Below are 20,285 nucleotides of genomic sequence, written 5' to 3'. Positions count from 1 at the left end.
CTCAATGACAAGGAATCATCAATGAATCGCTTCGGGACACATTTCACCTGTTTGACGCCCCTCGCGCTTGCCATCAGCAGCACGCCGGCACTGAGCCATGACAGCGCACTACCGGCGTACCTGCCGGAAAGTCATGCACCTGCAGGGGTCATGGCGGATCATCTGCATCAGCAGGGGGAATGGATGCTCGGATACCGCTACCTGCGCGAGACCTTCTCCGGGTTGTATTCCGGTTCGCACAAGACCACCGCGGCCGCGGCGGGGCATGCGGGCTACTCTATGGTCCCCACCACCATGACCATGGAAATGCACATGCTCGACATCATGTACGCGGTCAGCGACAGTCTGACCCTGATGTTCATGCCTCAGACCATGTCCATGGATATGGGGATGGCGATGACCGGTGTCAGCCACGACCACCATATGGGCGGCATGGGTGAAATGAGCGGGATGGATGGAGATGGCATGGGCCACGACATGGACATGCACGGCAGTCATAGCCACGGAACCAGTGGTACCGGAGACACGGTGGTCGCGGGTCTGTTCCGTATTGCGGATAACCGCGGCTACAAGCTTCACGGTACGCTGGGGATCAGCGCGCCCACCGGTGACGTGGACCTGAAAAATGCGGATGGCACCTTTGTTCACTACGGCATGCAGCTGGGCACCGGCACCTGGGACCTGATGCCCTCGCTCACCTATACCAGTGGCCACAATCGACTGAGCTGGGGAGCACAGGCCAATGCCCGGTTGCCGATGCAGGAAGAAAATGATTCCGGTTTCAGCTTTGGTGAACGCTACGGTGCCACCGCCTGGGGCGCCTACCGTGTGGCAGACTGGATGAGTGTTTCCACACGTCTGGGCTACACCAAACAGCACGACATCAACGGCCACTACAACGGACCCCACAACCACGCGAGCCCATCGGACCTGCAGGGCAATTACGGTGGCGAATTTGTAGATGCTGCTCTGGGGGTCAATCTGGTAGCTCAGGCGGGGCCACTCGCGGGAGTGCGACTGGGACTGGAGTGGACCAACAGCGTTTCCGCGCACTACAACGGGTATCAGCTGGGTCGGGATGACGGCCTCAATATGAGCCTGTCATACGCATTTGACTAATCTATCCTTACCGGAAATCAAAGAGTGGGCACGGCTTTTTCCGCACCGGGCCCACTCCCCGAGGAATCCGCTCAGAAGCGATAGCTGAAGTTCACGGTCAGTGTGCGCAGATGGCCGAGGTCGAAGCGCACATCGTCAACACCATCGTAGTAATAGAATTTGGTATCCACATCGTTGTAGTTGTACTCGATGGACGTATTGAAATCTTTGGTCCAGTTGTAGCGGTAGCCGACACCGGCATTCCAGTAATTGTCGTCGGCATTGTCGTTCAGGTCATAGATCAGTCCGCGGCGCTCGATGGTATCCACATCGAACTCACCATAGTTCCAACCCACCATCCAGTAGAGACACTGGACGTCGCAGCTCATGGTGAAATCCACCTTGGCACCGATCCCCCACTGATCCACCGACACACTGCCATCGTCAAAGCCGGTATAGCGCAGTTCCACCTGCCAGACACCCGCGTCCGGCGTGACACCGATACTGGCATACCCGGCGAAATCCTGTTCATCGTTGATCTGCAACTCACCCACACCGAGGCCAACCGTGCCCACAATGTGGTACTCACCGTTGCAGTATCCATCAATCGGGTTGTTCCACTGTGCCAGCGCGCTGTTGGAGGCCAGAGCCGAGGCGAACAATGTGAGAAGAAATACCAATGCTTTCATTATTTGACTTCCCTGTTTAACCGCACCGAAACCGACTTGCCGGCGGCATCAGCGCATACTTACTAGAATCCGTTGTGTGAGAGTGTGTTTCAGGAACGGGGGCTGAAGGCGTTCTGTTCAATATCGATAATTGCCCAGACACCGCCGGCGAACGCCGGGTTTTTCCGCAGTATCTCCAGGTCACCAGGTTCCGGCGGCGTATTGCCCGCATCCTGAATTTCGTCGAGCCGACCGGCGATGGTTTCCGCCATCTTCTGCAAAGCAGCTTCCAGCGTTTCTCCGTGGCAGTGGCAGTGTGGCAGGTCCGGCGCGATGGCACCGTAACCGGCGAATTCAATATTGTGGACCACAACCGGATAACGCATGGGCTTTCTCTTTTAAGTTAACTTTTATCCCACCAAGCGTAGACCCAATTGTTCAAACTTGAACAAAATTCTCAGCAAAGAAATTAAATGCGCGACGCGCGCGGTAAAAATTGCGGAAATCGCAAGCCGGCAGGAAAAGTTTTCTGCAAAAGGCGCTGCTCAGCGGGGAATACGTCCAAGCAGAGCGCGACGGGAAAAAATCATTTCCCTGTAGGTCTGTTGCAGAGAGTGGTCGGGAAGCTGGTCTGCCGTCTGAAGATCCTGCAGCTGGCGAGACAGCCAGGTAATCTCCACCTGCAGGCGCTGGCGCAGATGGCGGGTTTCGGTCTCGCTCACATTCACGTGAGCAGCACGGGCACAAGCCATGGCATTACCTCCCAATCCCGGTATCGGATAGAGCAGGTGGATGGAACCGACTACCGCCGCTTGCACATATTTCAACGAAAAACTGTCGTCGAAAGCTACGGCGGCAGACGGGTAATACCGTAAAGCCTAGACCAGAAATGGACACTTTACCGGGCCCGTGACCCGGCCACGGGATCCGTGGGGCTACCGGGCCTTAGCCCAGAAGCAGCGTTTTCCAGTCAAACGACGAATCACCGATTACATAGAAGAACGGATTCAGCAGCTCGTCCTTCTGGTTGTAGCGCAGCAGGTCGAACTTATCGTCCACCACCATACCACCGGCCGCTTCCACCACCGCCTGTGCCGCCGCCGTATCCCATTCGCAGGTCAGCGCCAGACGCGGATACAGATCCGCCGCACCCTCGGCCACCAGACACAACTTCAGCGAGCTGCCCATATTCTTCAGCCCGGTCTCACCCAGCGCCCCCTCGATACGCTCCAGTAGCGCATCCACCGCACCGGCCCCATGACTGCGGCTCGCCACCACCTCAATCGGCAGCTTCGCCTCCAGCCGCGGCTGCATCGCCCGCACAGAAATTGCCGTCTCACCAGACGCATCCCGCTTCATCGCCCCCAGGGACTTGGCGCCCGCATAGGTAATATCCAACACCGGCACGTGCACCACCCCCAGCACCGGCTCGCCCTTCTCAATCAGCGCCACATTCACCGTGAACTCACCGTTGCGGCGGATAAACTCCTTGGTGCCATCCAGCGGATCAATGATCCAGTAGCGGTCCCACTGACTGCGCACATCGTAAGAAGGCATCTCACCTTCTTCCGACAACACCGGCACCCCATCTAGCAGCTTCGCCAGCGCCGGCGCCAGAATCTTGTGCGCCGCCAGGTCCGCAGCGGTCACCGGAGAATCATCGGACTTGGTATCCACCTCCAGCTCACCACTGGCGTTGTACACCTCTAAAATCGCCTCACCCGCTTCCACTGAAATGGCGATGACCTGATCCAGCAGCTCCCTGCTTACTACGTTTTCCATGATTCCCCCGGGTAACTATCTAATGCTATATGTGCGACTGTAGCCCGATGCGAAGGCGGCGATACCGGGTGTCCCCTTGTGAGACCTTCAAAAACAGGATGTTTTTGCAGAGCCCCCATGGATGGATTCACGGGGGGCCGCCTAGGTCGTGTCTCACAAGGGGACACCCGGTAGCGCCGCCGCCACCGAACTCAAAAGAAAAAAGGGATTATACGCAGGCCAAGACGGGTTTTGTGGATAGATCCCGCCTGACCTGGAATAGAGAGAAGGGCGATTACGCGGAAAAGAGGTCGTCGATAGACAGGTAGCGCTCACCGGTGTCGTAGCTGAACACCAGCACCCGACTACCGGCATCCAGATCCTTCTCCCGCTTCTTCAACGCCGCCAGCGACGCCCCGGATGAAATGCCGATAAAGATCCCCTCCTTCAACGCACACTGCCGCGCCATCTCAAAGCTATCCTCCTCGCTCACCCCGATGGTGCCGTCCAGCGCCTCCTTATCCAGCACCTCCGGCACAAAACCCGCACCAATACCTTGCAAACGGTGCATACCCTTCTCACCACCGGCAATCACCTGCGACTTCTCCGGCTCCACCGCCAGCACCTGCAGGTTCGCCATCGACGCCTTCAACACCTGCGCACACCCGGTAATGTGGCCACCGGTACCCACACCGGTAATCAGAAAATCCAAGCCCTCCGGAAAGTCCGCCAGAATTTCCCGGGCCGTGGTGTCCCGATGTGCCGTCACATTCGCCGGGTTCTTGAACTGCTGGGGCATCCAGCTGTTCTCATGCTTCGCCAGAATCTCCTCCGCCATAGCGATGGCCCCGGGCATACCATTTTCCTTGGGAGTGAGCACCAACTCCGCCCCCAGTGCTTTCATGATCTTGCGGCGCTCCACCGACATGGACTCCGGCATGGTCAGAATCAGCGGGTAACCCTTCACCGCCGCCACCATCGCCAGTCCGATACCGGTATTGCCCGAGGTGGGCTCCACGATGACACCCCCCGGTTTCAGTGCGCCGGACTTCTCCGCATCCTCGATCATCCCCAGGGCGATACGATCTTTGATGCTGCTACCGGGATTGAAGCGCTCCACCTTCATCCACACCTCGATGTCGTCGCGAAACAGGTGATTGATACGTACGTGGGGCGTGTTGCCGATGGTTTCGAGAATATTGTTGACCTTCATCTGTCACTCCTTGAATGGACAAAAGGGGGTGGCTTAGTTAATACCAGAAATCAGAAAACGGAATCTGTGGTCGAAAATGTCACGCCGCAGCGGATTGTACGGCGCGGCAGATTCGCGAATACTCGGGCAAGAATACTCCCCATAGCAACAAAACGAAAAATAACGGAGAAGCCTATGTCGACGATCGCGATGGAAACCCAACCACCTGGCGGATTGCAGCCAGCTCCGATGGTACTGTTTGGCGCCAGCGCACTCGCATATATGACTCTGGATGGTGCGGGCATCAGCGCGGTATGGATGGCCGCCATGAAGATTGTGCCCATCGCCGTACTCCTGTGGCTCGCGGCAACCGCTCTCGCCGGCTCAACCCGCCTGCTAGCCATTGTTGCACTGGTGTTTTCGGCAACCGGTGACGTGCTGCTGGCGATCCCGTTCAACAGCCACTTCGTCTTCGGCCTGGATGCGTTTTTACTGGCGCAACTCACCTACACGGTAACCTTCGCCCGCCATGCGCGGCTCAGTCTGTGTCTGGCGGGGCGTGCCTTTGCCATTCTGGTAGCAGCGGCGATGCTGGCGGTGCAGATTCTTCCCGCTGCGGGCCCTCTGGCTCTGCCGGTCACTCTGTATATCGCGGCGATCTCCGCCATGGCACTGTCCGCAGCCGCCCACCGGGACCGCTCCTCTCTGCTGTTTGCCGGTGCCCTGGCCTTCATGGCATCGGATGCGCTGATTGCGATCAACCGCTTTTTGTATCCGGTGCCGCTGTCAGGCACCTGGATCATGCTGACCTACTATGCGGCCCAGGCGCTGCTGATCATCGGCCTGATTCGTGGGGAGTTGGCGCCTCGGCGGGCTTGAGGGCATAATAGTCGACCATTTTTTGTGCAACCGTGGATCCTGGTTCACGGAGTAGGTTGGATATGCTGGACTGGAGTCGGATCGATACGGTGCTGTTGGATATGGACGGCACGCTGCTGGATCTGCATTACGACAATCACTTCTGGATGGAGCATTTGCCCCTGCGCTATGCGGAGGCGAACGGTATTCCGGTGGCGGAGGCGCAGCAGCTGGTGATCCGTATGACCGATGAGTTGCGCGGCACCCTGGACTGGTATTGTCTGCACTACTGGTCGGATGTGTTGAAGCTGGATGTGCCGGCGATCTATCGGGAGATCGAGGATCGCATTGCACTGCGGCCGCATACGGACAATTTTTTGCGCAGTCTGCGCACGATGAACAAGCGTGCACTGCTGGTGACCAATGCGCATCCGGATGGCCTGAGTCACAAGCTGGAAATTACCGGTATTGATCAGTGGCTGGATGAGATTGTCTCGTCCCACGATCTGGGTCACGCGAAAGAAAGCACGCTGTTCTGGCACTCGCTGCAGGAGCGCCAGCCATTTGATCCGGCGCGCACGCTGTTTGTGGATGACAATCTGCATGTGCTGGGTGCGGCGCAGGAGTACGGTATCGAACACCTGCTTTGCATCCGCCAGCCCGATAGTAAAAGCCCGGTTCGGGAAATTACCGAGTTTCCGGCGATTCATGATTTTGATGAGATTCTTCGGGCTCCGTAGTTCTTTTCAGTCTTTTATTACCCCAGGTGGCGACCGGGCACTGGGTGGCGCTTTCCAGGACCGCTGTGAACCCATCCCTGGGCGCTGCGGCGCAAACATCCTGTTTGCGACGCTCCTAGAAAGCGCCACCCAGCACCCGTCCTTCGCATTCGACATTCTTGCTTCGTAGTAATTTTTGAATTTATTTCTGATGGAAAAAGTACGTATTGATAAGTGGCTTTGGGCCGCGCGATTTTTTAAGACCCGCAGCATTGCCAAACAGGCCATTGAGGGTGGCAAGGTGCATGCGGAAGGGCAGCGGGTGAAAGCCAGTAAGGAAATAACTACCGGTACATTGCTCACCATTCGCCAAGGTTGGGACGAAAAAGTGGTAGAGGTACTTGTACTTTCCGACCAGCGCCGTGGTGCGGATATCGCACAGACTTTGTATCGGGAAACCGAAGACAGTATTGCCAAGCGCGAGCAGTTTGCTGCGGATCGCAAGGCGAGCAACGCAAATATTTCCCACGAACGCCCGAACAAGAAACAGCGTCGGCAGATTCACCGGTTCCTGCGAGAGTCGCAAGACTAACGCATTCCCTGCCACGCCCACTGGATGCCGGATCAAGCCCGGCATGACGATTCCACTACAGACATTGTCATCCCGGACTCGATCCGGGATCCAGATGCTACGAAGTACAGAAGCTAAATGCTAAGGCCAGGCGTCGGGTACAGGTTTTCAGGAGCGTCGCAAACAGGGACGTTTGCGACGCAGCGTACATGGATGTACTCGCAGCGGTCCTGAAAACCTGTACCCGACGCCTGGCCGCCACAAAACGACGAAAGGACAGACCCCATAACCTGACGTGGCCCCACAACAGAGCACAAACCCGCCAAAGTGCTAAACTGGCCCAGACCCACAAATAATCAAGACTCGACGCGTAATGAAACACCTGCTGAAACCCTGCCTCCTGAAACTGGGCCTGCTGATCCTCTGCTTCTCCCAACTCACCCACGCCGACAGCCGTGAGCGGGAGCAGCTCAAGCGCTCGATCATCAAGATCTACACCACCGCCGCCGCCCCAGACTACTTCAACCCCTGGGCCCTGCTGAATGCCAAGCAGATCTCCGGCTCCGGCGCGGTGATCAAAGGCCAGCAGATACTCACCAACGCCCACGTTGTCGCCAACGGCAGCTTTATTCAGGTACAGCGCCACGGCGATGCGCAGAAATTTCGCGCGCGGGTCAAATTCGTCTCCCACGACGCCGATCTCGCCCTGCTTACCGTCGACGATGAAGCCTTCTTCGACGACACCCGCGCACTCACCTTCGGCAAGCTGCCCGAGCTACAGGAAGAAGTCACCGTCTACGGCTACCCCATCGGCGGCAAATCCCTGTCCATCACCCGCGGCGTGCTGTCCAGGGTCGAACACCAGTACTACGCCCATGCTGAGAGCTATCTGATGGCCGGTCAGATCGATGCCGCCATCAACCCCGGTAACAGCGGTGGCCCGGTGATTTCCAACGGCAAAATTGTCGGCGTGGCCATGCAGACCAACAACAGCAACGGTGCCGAAAACCTGGGCTACTTTGTCCCCCCGAGCGTCATTGATCACGTACTGGAAGACGCCAAAGACGGCGTGCATCAGGGCTTCCCGGAACTGGGTGCGGTCACCCAGAGCCTGGAGAGCCCATCCATGAAAGCCGCCGCTGGCCTGGCACCGGATCAGGAAGGCGCGCTGGTGGTGCGGGTATTTGAGGACGCTCCCGCCGCACAGGTTTTGCAACCCGGCGACGTTCTGCTGCAGGTAGACGGGTTCGACATCGCCGCGGACCGCACCATTGAGTGGCGCGAACACCAGCGCACCAATTACCACTTTGCCGTGGATCAGTACCACGTGGGCGACCCGTTGCCGGTGCGCTTTGCCCGGGATGGAAAGATCTACAACGAGGAAATCACTCTCGCCGCCACACCACCATCGCGCTCTCTGGTGCAGGGGGAAAAGTTCGACCAGCGCCCGCGCTACTACATCTATGGTGGTGTGGTGTTTGTGCCGCTGAATATGAACCTGATCAAGCGCTGGGGCGGCAACTGGCACTCCAAAGCGCCCATTGATTACCTCTACGCGCGCAATCAGTGGTCCAGCCCCGAGCAGCAGGAACTGGTAGTCGCACTCAAGGTACTGCCGGCACCGGTGAATCTGGGCTATCACGACTGGAAAAACTGGATCATCGAGTCCGTCAATGGTGAGCCGATCCGGGACTTTCAGCAATTCGCGCAGCTGATGGAAGCCAACGAAAGCGAATATATCGAACTGAAAGACGGCGCTGGCTATCGTATGGTGCTCGACAGCGCCGCAGCGCGGGAACAGCAACCGCTGATCCTGCAGACATACCACATTCCAGAACGCCATTCGCTGGGCCTGTTTGGCGCTCTTGCCGAACGCGGCGAGGAAGTGAAAACCGGCGATGCCGGACTCGGCCAGATCCAGTAACCACGCAGACGTATTGCAAAAATCTCAGTTCAATGGAGGGACGACGGTGCGGGGACGGTTCACATATTCCATCCTGGCAGGGGGAGCCACCCTGCTGCTTACACTCTGGGGCCAGCCGGTCCTGGCCGGTGAGCTGTACCGTTGGGTCGACAAGGACGGCAAGGTCCATTTTGGCGATCGCCCACCGGTGGAGGCCGACGCCGAGTCCCTGGATGGGCAGCTGAAACCGGTGAACAGCGCCGACCCCACCCGCCGCCAGGATTTTCCCGACAATCGCCACTACAGTGATATCGAGCAGGAGTACGCGGCGCGCAAGCAACGGGAGCAGGCCAATCAGGTGCGGCAACAGCAGATTGCCTGTCGGCGGGCACGCAAACAGTTGTCCATTCTGCAGGGCCCGGTGTATTTCGTGGATGCGGAGGGAAAGGAGTCCACCATCAGTGAGCGACAGCGGCAGATCGAAGCGCGCAAACTGGAGGCCCAGGTTCGGCGCCTGTGTGGATAGACGCCTCCTGCACTACCATTGAAGGCTATCGCAATTCTGGCGGGCTGCCCCTAAAATCGCCTCCCCACGTCCCCCCACCGATAGTCAGCGAGGCACACATCATGTCGGATCAGTTGGAACGCTTTATCTTCTCCAAGCACGATATACGTGGTCAGTTGGTCACGCTTACCGATGCTTACCGGGAGGTGCTGACGCAAAACCAACTGCCACTGCCGGTACAGAAACTACTGGGCGAATTTCTCGCCGCTTCCTGCCTGCTCGCCACGACGCTCAAATTCGAAGGCAGCCTGATGCTGCAGGCCCGCGGCGAAGGCAACGTGCCCCTATTGGTGGCGGAGTGTACACACCAGAGCGATGTACGCGGCCTGGCGCGCGTTGCAGAGGGCGCGGAGATCGAAGAGCGCGCGACCCTGCGCGAGCTTGTGGGCAACCGCGGCGCACTGGTGATCACCGTAGACCCGCAGGAGGGCGAACGTTATCAAGGCATAGTGCCACTGGAGAAGGAAACCCTGGCGGAGTGCCTGGAGGACTACTTTACCCAGTCCGAGCAATTGCAGACCCGCTTCTGGATCGAATCCAGCGCCGACACCGTGGGCGGCATCATGCTGCAGGTATTGCCCGGTAACAACGCGGCTTCCGCGGTGGAAAATGAAGACGCCTGGGAAACCGGCGTGCAGCTGGCGTCTACGGTCACACCGGAGGAGCTGCACAGCCTGCCCCACGAAGAACTGCTGTTCCGCCTGTTCCATCAGCTGGAACCGGCGAGCCTGGGCACCGCCAATATCCGCTTCAAGTGCAGCTGCTCCGCCGACCGCAGTGCGCGGGCGCTGATCGCCATGGGCCCGGAAGATGTGTACCGGCTGCTGGAAGAGCAGAACGGCGAGATTACTGCGGACTGCCAGTTCTGCAATCAGACCTACCGTTTCGATCGCGACAAGGTCGAGGAGCTGTTTAACGCGCCGCCGCATACTCTGCACTGATTCAGCGCTAGTGGCGGTGGCGCTACCAGGTAAAGCTTTGTGAGACACGCCGTAAACCCATCCATGGGGGCTCTTCCGCGAGGTCCCTCTCGCGGAAGGTCTCACAAAGCTTTACCCGGCATCGCCAGCTTCGCCCCAAGCCCCCCTCGATCCATCTAAAACGCGCCAGCCGGCGCGTTTTTTGTGCCCGCCTATCCAATCAGCAGCGATCCATCTCTGCAGTTCTGACTGTAGTAAAAACTACAGAACAGCCAATATTCCCCAAAATTATGAAGTAAAAAAACTACATCATAATTCTGAATAAAATTACGCGAAAAAATTCCCAGATAAGGCCATTTTTGCTCAAACTTTATACACAACTTCCTGTGATCGGGATTTGAAGTTTGTAATAATGCGCGCGCCAGCAGCCCTGGGGCGCCAGTTTTATCGAGACTCTGTCTCGCATCTGTTTAGCAACTCCGGGCGGCACCCCCTACTATTTATTTCAGTGATACAACTTTCATGGGTAATAAGCGAATGGCACAGCAAAACGAGTCGGTGCAGGCGTTCTCCAACCTTTCCGCGGCCCAGCTGGTCGAACAGGCGCTGCAGCGCGGCGAGGGTCACCTTACTCACACCGGTGCACTTCTGGCGGTAACCGGCGCGCGCACTGGCCGCTCTCCCGCGGACCGCTTTGTGGTGGAAGAGCCCTCCACCGCCGATAGCATCGAGTGGGGCAATGTGAATCGCCCCTTCCCCAGCGACAAATTCGATGCCCTGTGGAGTCGCGTTGAAGACTTCGTCGCCAGCCACGACCGTTTCGTGCAGCAGCTGCACGTGGGCCAGGACGAAGATCACTATATTCCCGTGAAAGTCACCACCCAGACCGCCTGGCACAACCTGTTCGGCCGCAACATGTTTATCCGCGCCGACAAATACAACCCCAAGGGCAAGGAAGAGTGGCGCATCCTGCACGCGGCCAACTTCGAGTGTGATCCGTCCCGCGACGGCACCAATTCCGAGGGCTGTGTGATCATCAACTTCGCTCAGCGCAAGGTACTGCTGGCGGGGATGCGCTACGCCGGTGAGATGAAAAAAGCCATGTTCTCTGTGCAGAATTTCCTGCTGCCGGAAAAAGACGTGATGCCCATGCACTGCGCGGCCAACGTGGGCAAGGAAGGTGATGTGTGCCTGTTCTTCGGCCTGTCCGGCACCGGCAAGACCACCCTGTCCGCGGACCCGGAACGCTACCTGATCGGCGACGACGAACACGGCTGGGCCAAGGGCGGTGTATTCAATATGGAAGGCGGCTGCTACGCCAAGACCATCAACCTGAGCCAGAAGAACGAGCCGGTCATCTGGGACGCGATCCGCTTCGGCGCCATTGTGGAAAACGTGGTGACCGACGATGCCGGAGTACCGGACTACGACGACACCAGCCTGACCGAGAACGGCCGCTGCTCCTACCCCCTGGAACACGTAGAGATGCGCCAGCTGGAAAACCGCGCCGGCGAGCCGAAGAATGTGATCTTCCTGACCTGCGACGTCACCGGTGTACTGCCGCCGGTTTCCATTCTGTCCAAGGAAGCGGCGGCGTACCACTTCCTGTCCGGTTACACCGCGCGCGTGGGCTCCACCGAGCTGGGCGCGGAAGCGGGCATCCACCCGACCTTCTCCACCTGCTTCGGCGCGCCCTTTATGCCGCGCGCACCGCGCGAGTACGCGGACCTGCTGATGAAGCGTATTGCCGACTTCGGCTCTAAAGTGTATCTGGTGAATACCGGCTGGACCGGCGGCTCTGGCGAACGGGGCAAACGCTTCCCGATTCCGGTTACCCGCGCGGTCGTGGCAGCGATTCAGAGCGGCGCGCTGGAAAACGCCGAGACCGAGCACCTGGACATCATGAACCTGGATATCCCCAAGGAAGTGCCAGGTGTGGACAAGTCTTACCTGAATCCGCGCAACGCCTGGGCAGATCAAAGTGCCTACGATGCCGCGGCGCAGAAGCTGGCCGGCCTGTTTGCCGACAACATTGAAAAGTTCTCGGTAACCGCGGATATCAAGGACGCAGGCCCCAAAGCGTAACCCTTTGTTCCCCCCCCGGCGGCCTCGCGACCGCCACCCCCAAGGCGATCTTCGGATCGCCTTTTTTGTTTCCAGCCCGCCCCCGCCCCTGAACCCCGCCCGGCAACTGCCGACTCACCCCAACAGGTGCCTGCAGCCCGTTTTCAGGCGGCTATAGTCATTAGAGAAGCAGTTTTTTTGGGCGGGCAGTGAGCGCGTATGCCATCGGGCAATCCATTTTTCAGAGCCAAGCGCCGGTACGATCATCTGCCGCCGGATCAACAGACCAACTGGTGGGTGGTCGCCGGGGTGGTGGGTCTGCTGCTGGTGCTACTGCTGGCACTGTGGCTTTACCTGCACTACAAAGCGGTGGAAAAGCCCTATTACGACCTCAAGGGCTACCGGATCGCCACCGAAGCCAGTCTCAACCAGTTTCTGCGCCAGGGGCGCAACCGCCGCGAATTTGCTCAGCTCGAGCAGTTTCTCAAACAGGCCGGCGTCGCCGATGCGACCGCGCCGGGGAACCTCCTGCGCCAGGGCTCCGACTGGCTGGATATCGACGAACCCCCGTTTGCCATTCCACCCAGAGACTACTGGCCGAATATGGTCGCCACCCTCAAGCTGATTCGCGATGAACTGGTGCCCGCGATAGGTCCGGTGGATATTGTCTCGGCGTTTCGCAGCGACGCGTATAACCGCAAAGCCGGCGGCTCCAAGAGAAGCAAACACAAATCCTTTTGCGGCGTGGATCTGGTGCCCCAGTCGAATATCAGTCGCAAGGAGCTGATCGAGGAGCTGCGCAGCCTGCACGCCCGCCTCGGTCCCGCCAGTCACATGGGACTGGGGATATACAGCGGCGTGCGCTTTCATGTGGACACCTGTGGTTTCCGCCACTGGTGACCGTTTCCAACCGTTGCTTGTCTGGTAGTAATTCGACCCTATGGATATCAAAGAGAGCGAAGACCACGAGTTCATTGACATCCATATCGAGCGCCGCCGGGTCATCTGGATTGTCGCGCTGGTACTGGTGGCTTCCGTGGTACTGGTTGTGTTGACGGTCGAGAAGGTGAAACAGCTGGCAGAGCGCATTGTCTCGCCGGTTACTCATATCGAGCCGGCACCGGAGCCCATCGACCCGGATGTGCCGCTGACCTACCGCATCAAGGGCTATACCGCGGCAACGCCTCTAGCCTTTGAAAAGTTTCTCGATGAGGGAGACAACCGCGCGAAGTACCAGAAGCTGGAACGCTTTCTGGAGCTGAACCACGTGGCGGAGGTTGTACCGCCGTTCGAACTGCTGCGCCAGGGTACCGACTGGCAGGAGATTGACGAGCCGCCGTTCGCAATTCCCCCGGAAGACACCTGGGAGACCATGGTGGACACGCTGAAGGTGCTCAAGGAGTACATCATTCCCGCCATCGGTCCGGTGATCGTATTGTCCGGCTGGCGCACCGCCAGTTACAACGCCAAGGCCGGTGGCGCACGCACCAGTAAGCATATGCACTTCTGTGGACTCGACATGATCCCGGAGGACGAATACACCCGCAAACAGCTGCTGCCCAAATTGCGCCGTATTCACAAAAAGTACGGCCGCAAGTGGAATATGGGGTTGGGTATCTACAGCGGCATCCGCTTCCATGTGGATACCTGCGGTTACCGGCGCTGGTAAAGCACGACCCTATCTGTTTTCATTGCTCCTGGAATTTTTCCCACATAAACCGCCCATTAAAAAAACAGGGACTCCCAGGTGCAGGAAAGACTGGAAAGACGCTCGTTTATATTCACGCTGGCACTGGTCACCGTGGCCTTTGCGCTGCTGCTGAAACCCTTCTTTACCGCCATTTTCTGGGCCTGTGCGGTGGCACTGATTTTTCACCCGCTGTATCGCTACCTGCTCAACCGCTTTCCCCGGTGGCCCAACCTCACCGCGCTCACCACTCTGATCCTGTGTATTGTGGTGGTGGTGATTCCCGTGCTGCTGGTGGCAAGTTCGTTTATCAGTGAGGTGGCTGCGCTGTATCACAAGGTTCAGTCCGGAGAAATCAACCTGGGTGCCAAGGTTGAACAGATTCGGCAGGCTTTTCCCGGTATCAATGCGGCGCTGGAGCGCTTTGGCCTCAACTTCGATGGCCTGAAAGAGCGGTTGCTCGGTGGGCTGATGGCTGCCGGCAGCCTCATCGCGAAAAACGCGTTGGCACTGGGCCAGAACACACTGAACTTTTTCGTCAGCCTCGGCCTGATGCTGTATCTCACCTTTTTCCTGATTCGCGATGGCAATGCACTGGTGGCACTGCTGATCCGCGCGCTACCACTGGGTGATGAACGGGAAAAGCTGCTGCTGGCAAAGTTTGCCGAGGTCACCCGCGCTACCATCAAGGGCAACCTCGTGGTCGCCGTCACCCAGGGAACCCTGGGCGGTATTATTTTCTGGGTGCTCGGACTGCCCGCGCCACTGTTATGGGGCGTAGTGATGACGGTGCTGTCGCTGCTGCCCGCCGTGGGCGCGGCGATTATCTGGTTCCCCGCCGCCCTGTATCTGTATGCCACCGGCGATACCGTGAAAGCCACGGTCTTGATGCTTTACGGGGTGATGGTAATCAGTCTGGTAGACAATATCCTGCGCCCGATCCTCGTCGGCCGCGACACCAAGTTGCCGGACTACATCGTGCTGTTCTCAACGGTGGGTGGTCTGTTGATGTTCGGCATCTCCGGTTTCGCCATTGGGCCATTGCTGGCAGCACTGTTTATGGCATTCTGGGAGATCTTTATGCGGGAATTTATCGCCGAGGATACGCCACTGTTACCGCCACGCAATACCTCTCCACTGGAACTCGACGAGCCGCAGAAACCGGGCGACAAACCAGCCAGCTAACGCCTGGCTTCCGCAGCCCGCAGGGTATCCCGCAATTCCGCCATGGGCGTCTGATCGACGATGATCACGCCCTCCAGCGCGCGATCCAGATCGGCAATCAGTAAAATCACGGTGCCGAAGGTCAATCCGAGCGTCACCGCCAGCTGCACCGAGCCGCTGCGGCTCACACCGAACTGGAAACCAATCGCCAGCATCGCCAAACCAGTGATGAAGTAGAGCGCCAGCCAGATGGGACCCGGTATCCGGTACTCCATTCCCACCACCACCCGCGCCGTGTGCGAGTTGATGATGTCACTCACCGGATCCACATACTGACGCAGATAGGCACCCTGGTACCCCTCTGCAATATGCCCGTCCACCAGTCCCCACAGCCCCTCCTGTATCGCCACACTTCTGGCAATAGCCTCCCGGGTTACCGCCTCACTGGTAGGCTCGAAGTAGCGCAGGGTGGCGTATTCCAGCAGCAGTGCCCGTGCTTGACGGGCTGCCGGCGGTTTTAAAAAATCGGCGTGGAGATAGGCGGTGTGGATCGCGTTCACCTCGTCCAGCAACAGAGCCTTGCGTTTGTTGTAACGGTCCGCAGTCATGTTGAAGGTGAAGGCGAGCAGAAACGCCAGCAGTCCCAGTGTTGCCGTCACTGCGCTGCCTATGGAGGGCTCCTTTTCAGAGCCCTGCCTGCGCATATATCGCCGCCCCAGTACCAGCCCGAACCAGAGGGTGACAATCACCCAGGACACGGTGAAAAAATAGATCGCTGGCAGGGGAACGGCGTGAAAGAAATTGTCGGCAAACATTATCTGGCCCCAGAACTTTCTCTAAGTCTGGTCCAGATTCCAACACGCAGCCATTACCCGGGCATGGGCGCGGTGTGGCAGGCGCCGGGGGCGGCGCCCGCCGCTATCAGGCCTTTTTAACGAACTCGGACTTGAGCTTCATGGGCCCGATACCGTCGATCTTGCAATCGATATCGTGGTCGCCGTCCACGAGGCGGATATTCTTGACCTTGGTGCCCACCTTCACCACCAGAGAGGAACCTTTCACTTTCAGGTCCTTGATGACGGTGACGGTATCGCCATCGGCCAGGGGGTTGCCGTTGGCATCCTTGATTTTCAGCCCCTCATCTTCCTCGCTATCCCCGGCCCGCCACTCGTGGCCACACTCGGGGCAGACATACAGATCGCGATCTTCATAGGTATACGCGGATTGGCACTGGGGGCAATTGGGCAGTTCACTCATGGCTTTACACCGGTGGTAGGGATTTGACTCTGCCGGCCGCGCAGAGGCGCGGACACGCGTGCACGGCAGCGTGCGTGGTTGCCCAAGTATAACCAAAAAGGGCACCGAATGGTGCCCGTTATAACCATTTACTCGCAGCCTTCAGTCGTCAACGCCATTCATTCCCAGCTCTTTGAGCTTGCGGGTCAGCGTATTGCGTCCCCAGCCCAGCAGCTCGGCGGCATCGCGCTTGCGCCCGGCGGTATGCTTGAGGGCAATTTCAATCAGGGCGCGCTCGAAAGCCGGCACCGCCTCGCTGAGAATCTCCCGCTGGCCGGTAGCCAGGGCCTGATCCGCCCACAGACGCAGCGCCTTCTGCCAGTCCTGGGGCGCCTCGCTGGTGGCACCCTGCTGATGCAGTTCTGGCGGCAGGTCATCGATGTGAACCTCGCGACCGGAAGCCATCACGGTGATCCAACGGCAGGTATTCTCCAGCTGGCGCACATTACCGGGCCAGTCGAGACCAGACAGGTATTCTTCGGTTTCTTTGGTGAGGATTTTGGGCTCGACACCCAGATCTTTCGCGGCACTATTGAAAAAGAAGCGCACCAGGCGTGGGATGTCTTCGCGGCGGTCTGCCAGGCGGGGGATGTGAATGCGGATAACGTTGAGGCGGTGGAACAGGTCTTCGCGGAACTTGTGCTCTTCGACCAGGCGTTCCAGGTCCTGGTGGGTTGCGGCAATAATGCGGACATCGACTTTCACCGGGGTGTGGCCGCCCACCCGATAAAACTCCCCGTCTGCAAGCACCCTCAGCAGACGGGTCTGCGTCTCCGCGGGCATATCCCCGATCTCATCGAGAAATAAGGTGCCGCCGTTGGCCTGCTCAAAGCGCCCCGCGCGCTGGGCGCTGGCACCGGTAAATGCACCTTTCTCATGGCCGAACAGTTCGGACTCCATCAGGTCCTTGGGAATCGCCGCCATATTAAGTGCGATAAACGGCTGGTTTTTGCGCGGGCTGTGGTTGTGCAGCGCCGCCGCCACCAGCTCTTTACCGGTACCGGATTCGCCGTTGATCAGCACGGTGATATTGGAATGGGACAGGCGGCCGATCGCGCGGAACACCTCCTGCATCGCCGGTGCTTCGCCGATGATTTCCTTGTTACCGGTGCCGTTCTCGATCACCACCGGTTCTTCCGGCTGCTGCTCGTTGGCCAGTGCCAGGGCGCGGCGGGTAACCGCAACGGCTTCATCCACATCAAACGGCTTGGGCAGGTATTCGAAGGCACCGCCCTGGTAGGCGGCGACGGCGCTGTCCAGATCCGAGTGTGCCGTCATGATGATAATCGGCAGGGACGGACGCTCCGCCTGGAACCGCTGCAGCAGCTTGAAGCCGTCTGAGCCGGGCATGCGAATATCGCTGATCACCACATCCGGCGATTCACTGTAAAAATCATCCAGTGCGCGATCGCCATTTTCGTAACAGGTAGTTTCAATCCCGGCGCGGGAAAGTGCGCGCTCCAGTACCCAGCGGATAGAGCGGTCGTCATCAATAATCCAAACGCGATTGTTCATAGTCGTTTTCCGGCCTGCGTTTTTTGATTTAACTGTTTTTTTCGGATCTTTTCCTGCTGCTGCTCAACCTGAGCATCACGGCGAATCCATTGCCAGCGGCAGATAAATCTGGAACTCGGTCTGCCCCGGCTGGCTTTCACATTTGATCAGCCCCCGGTGCTGATTGATGATGTGCTGGGAAATCGAAAGCCCCAGTCCAGAGCCTTCTGCGCGCCCGGAAATCATCGGATAAAAAATACGTTCACGAATGTCTTCCGGAATCCCCGGGCCGTTATCCACAATGTCGATTCGGCAGACCAGCGAACAGTGACGGCGCCCGATGGTGAACTGCCGCTGCACCCGTGTGCGGATAATCAGGCTGCCGTCAGCAAAACCAATATTTTCTTCGATCGCCTGCATGGCGTTGCGCGCGATGTTCAGTACCGCCTGAATCAGCTGCTCACTGTCGGCGGGAATATCCGGGATCGACGGGTCGTAATCCCTCTGGATAATCAGCTCACCACTGCATTCCGCTTCCACCAGCTGCGCCACTCGCTCGGTGATCGTGTGCACATTCACCGGTTGCAGCTTTACCGGAACCCGCGGCCCGAGCATGCGGTCCACCAGGTTGCGCAGGCGGTCCGCCTCTTCAATGATGATCTGGGTATATTCCCCCAACCCGTCATCATCCAGCTCACTCAGCTCCCGTTGCAGTAACTGTGCCGCTCCGCGAATGCCGCCGAGGGGGTTTTTCACCTCGTGCGCCATACCGCGCACCAGGTTGCGGGTGGTTTCCTGCGCGGAGATCAATGCGTCTTCACGGGCGATGCGCAACAGGCGGTCCATGGACTGTACTTCCAGCAACAGCAGCCCAAGCTCGGTCAGGGGCGTTACCGAGTAGTCCACGGTGCACTCTTCCAGGTTGTGCAACAGCCACAGCGCGCGACGCACCGTGTACTTCTCTCCACTGGCAAGGGCAGAGCGCAGCGCCTGCAGTGCAGCGGGGTTCTCCCGCACGACCTCTTCCAGTGGCTGGCCGCTGGCGCGGGCACTGGAAACCGCGACCAGGTCTTCAGCGGCGGAATTCAGATAGCAGAGGGACAGGTTTTCATCGAGCACCAAAACGGCCGAAGTGAGGTTGTCCAACAGCAGGCGTAACTGGCGGTCATTTAGCATTCACGGTTCCGAAGTAATTCACATGTCCGGTTCGCCTAATGGCAGTGCAAGAAGCAAACCAAAATGGCGCAAAAAATCCGGGGGATTGGAAGAAATACCGGCCACCACCGACCATAACTGCCAGCGGGCGCACCATTATTGTGCGCAGAGCAAAAAATAGCCAGCACGGGCGCGCATTACGGGGCACGGTGGCAGCGGGATGAGTCAGTGGGGCGCAGAGTGCGTGGTGGGGGAAGCCGGGGCTCCACTTCAGATCAGTCGTGGAACCCCGCAAAGAGGTGCGGACACGGTGTTCGCGATTCAGCGAGGCTGGGGTTTGACCGGCTTGGCCACACCGGGCGCCTGGGGCATCTGTGGCATTTGTGGGGCCTGCTCGGCGGGGAAGTCCGGGACCTGGCCGCCGGGTCGTTTGACGTGCACCTGAATGGTCTGGGACTGCGCAAGCGGCTTACCACTGGCACTGAGCAATACCGCCTGAACCGTATGAGTGCCGCGCTCCAGCGCCGATATATCCAGGCTGGTGCCCGAAGAGGTACCGGACCAGCGCTGCCCATCGATGACCGCAAAAAACTGATGGCCGTCTCGCGGCAGAGGGTTAATGGCGACCTCCAGTACGATAAAGCGCTGCCCCGGGGGGATGGTGGCATCGTTGGCAGGACTTACAATTGCGAAATTCACCGGGCCCAGCTCCCCGCGATCTTCCTCGCTGCGGGGCGAAAGTTTGCGGGTGGGCAGCGCCCCCTTGGGGGCAATCGGCTGGACGTTGATCGGGCCGATTTCCACCTTCTCCGCCTTTTCCCCAGCGGGGGGGTTATCGCTGAAAGTCACACGTCCGTCCGGACCGACAATCTTGTACACAGCGCCGCCGGAGGAATCCCCCTGTCGCGCGCTGGATGCATCCTCATCCTGCTGAGCGGTCGCCGGCGCCGTCAGCAGAGCGAGCAGCAAGGGCAAACCTGTGAATAACCGGGTGGTCAGACTGATCATGGGCACTCCCGCAATCCTCTTCTCAACTTACCTGTCCATATAAGGCTAGTGTACTCCTGAAGCGCCTGATTGCGTAAAACCCGGCCACAAAAAAAGCCCACACCTTGCGATGCGGGCTTTCTCGTCATCTTTGCACCTTCTCAACGGCCCTTCCCAGGGAAG

General features: G+C 58.8%; 21 protein-coding genes. 11 read left to right on the top strand and 10 right to left on the bottom strand.

Translation table 11 applies throughout. The features are described 5' to 3' along the window. The first annotated feature begins 21 nt into the window (after positions 1–21). Positions 22–1,119, top strand: coding sequence for a hypothetical protein (locus tag LRR79_RS04060; RefSeq protein WP_231759133.1), 1,098 nt, complete (start codon positions 22–24; stop codon positions 1,117–1,119). A gap of 71 nt (positions 1,120–1,190) precedes the next feature. Here LRR79_RS04060 and LRR79_RS04055 read toward each other — a convergent pair whose 3' ends face one another. The 5 genes from LRR79_RS04055 to cysK form a co-directional block, all read right to left on the bottom strand. Next, positions 1,191–1,787 (bottom strand): outer membrane protein, encoded by a 597-nt coding sequence (locus LRR79_RS04055; protein WP_231759132.1) that lies wholly within the window; start codon positions 1,785–1,787, stop codon positions 1,191–1,193. An 89-nt stretch (positions 1,788–1,876) separates the two neighbouring features. Further along, on the bottom strand, positions 1,877–2,152 hold the full coding sequence (locus tag LRR79_RS04050; protein WP_231759131.1) for a type II toxin-antitoxin system HicB family antitoxin: 276 nt from the start codon (positions 2,150–2,152) through the stop codon (positions 1,877–1,879). Positions 2,153–2,311: 159 nt separating this feature from the next. After that, entirely contained in the window at positions 2,312–2,593 is a 282-nt protein-coding gene (locus LRR79_RS04045) for a hypothetical protein (RefSeq protein ID WP_231759130.1), read from the bottom strand. Positions 2,594–2,711: 118 nt separating this feature from the next. After that, positions 2,712–3,548: a 3'(2'),5'-bisphosphate nucleotidase CysQ gene (gene cysQ / locus LRR79_RS04040; RefSeq protein ID WP_231759129.1), complete on the bottom strand. Its 837-nt coding sequence runs from the start codon at positions 3,546–3,548 to the stop codon at positions 2,712–2,714. A gap of 274 nt (positions 3,549–3,822) precedes the next feature. Beyond that, positions 3,823–4,740, bottom strand: coding sequence for a cysteine synthase A (gene cysK / locus LRR79_RS04035; RefSeq protein WP_231759128.1), 918 nt, complete (start codon positions 4,738–4,740; stop codon positions 3,823–3,825). 174 nt (positions 4,741–4,914) lie between these two features. Here cysK and LRR79_RS04030 point away from each other — a divergent pair, with 174 nt between their 5' ends. From LRR79_RS04030 to LRR79_RS03985, 10 genes are all read left to right on the top strand, one after another. Continuing rightward, a complete protein-coding gene (locus LRR79_RS04030) occupies positions 4,915–5,598 on the top strand; it encodes a lysoplasmalogenase (RefSeq protein WP_231759127.1) in 684 nt (227 codons plus the stop codon). A 62-nt stretch (positions 5,599–5,660) separates the two neighbouring features. Next, complete coding sequence (gene yrfG / locus LRR79_RS04025; protein ID WP_231759126.1) at positions 5,661–6,317, top strand: GMP/IMP nucleotidase; 657 nt, start codon at positions 5,661–5,663, stop codon at positions 6,315–6,317. Between the two features lie 190 nt (positions 6,318–6,507). Further along, complete coding sequence (locus LRR79_RS04020) at positions 6,508–6,888, top strand: RNA-binding S4 domain-containing protein (protein WP_231759125.1); 381 nt, start codon at positions 6,508–6,510, stop codon at positions 6,886–6,888. Positions 6,889–7,240: 352 nt separating this feature from the next. After that, a complete protein-coding gene (locus tag LRR79_RS04015) occupies positions 7,241–8,791 on the top strand; it encodes a S1C family serine protease (protein ID WP_231759124.1) in 1,551 nt (516 codons plus the stop codon). Between the two features lie 46 nt (positions 8,792–8,837). Further along, the gene (locus LRR79_RS04010) at positions 8,838–9,296 is read left to right on the top strand and encodes a DUF4124 domain-containing protein (RefSeq protein WP_231759123.1); all 459 of its coding nucleotides are present in this window, start codon (positions 8,838–8,840) and stop codon (positions 9,294–9,296) included. Positions 9,297–9,397: 101 nt separating this feature from the next. Continuing rightward, positions 9,398–10,276: an Hsp33 family molecular chaperone HslO gene (hslO, locus tag LRR79_RS04005; RefSeq protein ID WP_231759122.1), complete on the top strand. Its 879-nt coding sequence runs from the start codon at positions 9,398–9,400 to the stop codon at positions 10,274–10,276. Positions 10,277–10,792: 516 nt separating this feature from the next. Further along, positions 10,793–12,340, top strand: a complete 1,548-nt coding sequence (locus tag LRR79_RS04000; RefSeq protein ID WP_231759121.1) for a phosphoenolpyruvate carboxykinase — start codon at positions 10,793–10,795, stop codon at positions 12,338–12,340. A gap of 198 nt (positions 12,341–12,538) precedes the next feature. Beyond that, on the top strand, positions 12,539–13,219 hold the full coding sequence (locus LRR79_RS03995) for a D-Ala-D-Ala carboxypeptidase family metallohydrolase (RefSeq protein WP_231759120.1): 681 nt from the start codon (positions 12,539–12,541) through the stop codon (positions 13,217–13,219). 40 nt (positions 13,220–13,259) lie between these two features. After that, complete coding sequence (locus LRR79_RS03990; RefSeq protein WP_231759119.1) at positions 13,260–13,988, top strand: D-Ala-D-Ala carboxypeptidase family metallohydrolase; 729 nt, start codon at positions 13,260–13,262, stop codon at positions 13,986–13,988. 78 nt (positions 13,989–14,066) lie between these two features. Further along, entirely contained in the window at positions 14,067–15,191 is a 1,125-nt protein-coding gene (locus LRR79_RS03985) for an AI-2E family transporter (RefSeq protein ID WP_231759118.1), read from the top strand. On the opposite strand, the gene LRR79_RS03980 is transcribed toward LRR79_RS03985, so the two are convergent. The 5 genes from LRR79_RS03980 to LRR79_RS03960 form a co-directional block, all read right to left on the bottom strand. Then, complete coding sequence (locus LRR79_RS03980) at positions 15,188–15,985, bottom strand: bestrophin-like domain (RefSeq protein ID WP_231759117.1); 798 nt, start codon at positions 15,983–15,985, stop codon at positions 15,188–15,190. The two genes, LRR79_RS03985 and LRR79_RS03980, sit on opposite strands and share 4 nt — an antisense overlap. A gap of 106 nt (positions 15,986–16,091) precedes the next feature. After that, entirely contained in the window at positions 16,092–16,427 is a 336-nt protein-coding gene (locus LRR79_RS03975; RefSeq protein WP_231759116.1) for a zinc ribbon domain-containing protein YjdM, read from the bottom strand. A 141-nt stretch (positions 16,428–16,568) separates the two neighbouring features. Further along, a complete protein-coding gene (gene glnG, locus LRR79_RS03970) occupies positions 16,569–17,981 on the bottom strand; it encodes a nitrogen regulation protein NR(I) (protein WP_231759115.1) in 1,413 nt (470 codons plus the stop codon). 75 nt (positions 17,982–18,056) lie between these two features. Continuing rightward, positions 18,057–19,136 carry a nitrogen regulation protein NR(II) gene (glnL, locus tag LRR79_RS03965; RefSeq protein ID WP_231759114.1) on the bottom strand — a complete coding sequence of 360 codons (1,080 nt, stop codon included), beginning with the start codon at positions 19,134–19,136 and terminating at the stop codon, positions 18,057–18,059. A 300-nt stretch (positions 19,137–19,436) separates the two neighbouring features. Next, positions 19,437–20,123: a DUF4124 domain-containing protein gene (locus LRR79_RS03960; protein WP_231759113.1), complete on the bottom strand. Its 687-nt coding sequence runs from the start codon at positions 20,121–20,123 to the stop codon at positions 19,437–19,439. Positions 20,124–20,285: the final 162 nt, after the last annotated feature.

The sequence above is a fragment of the Microbulbifer elongatus genome (assembly GCF_021165935.1).
In the GTDB taxonomy this organism is placed as follows: domain Bacteria; phylum Pseudomonadota; class Gammaproteobacteria; order Pseudomonadales; family Cellvibrionaceae; genus Microbulbifer; species Microbulbifer elongatus.
This window is presented reverse-complemented; position numbering and strand designations above follow the sequence as displayed.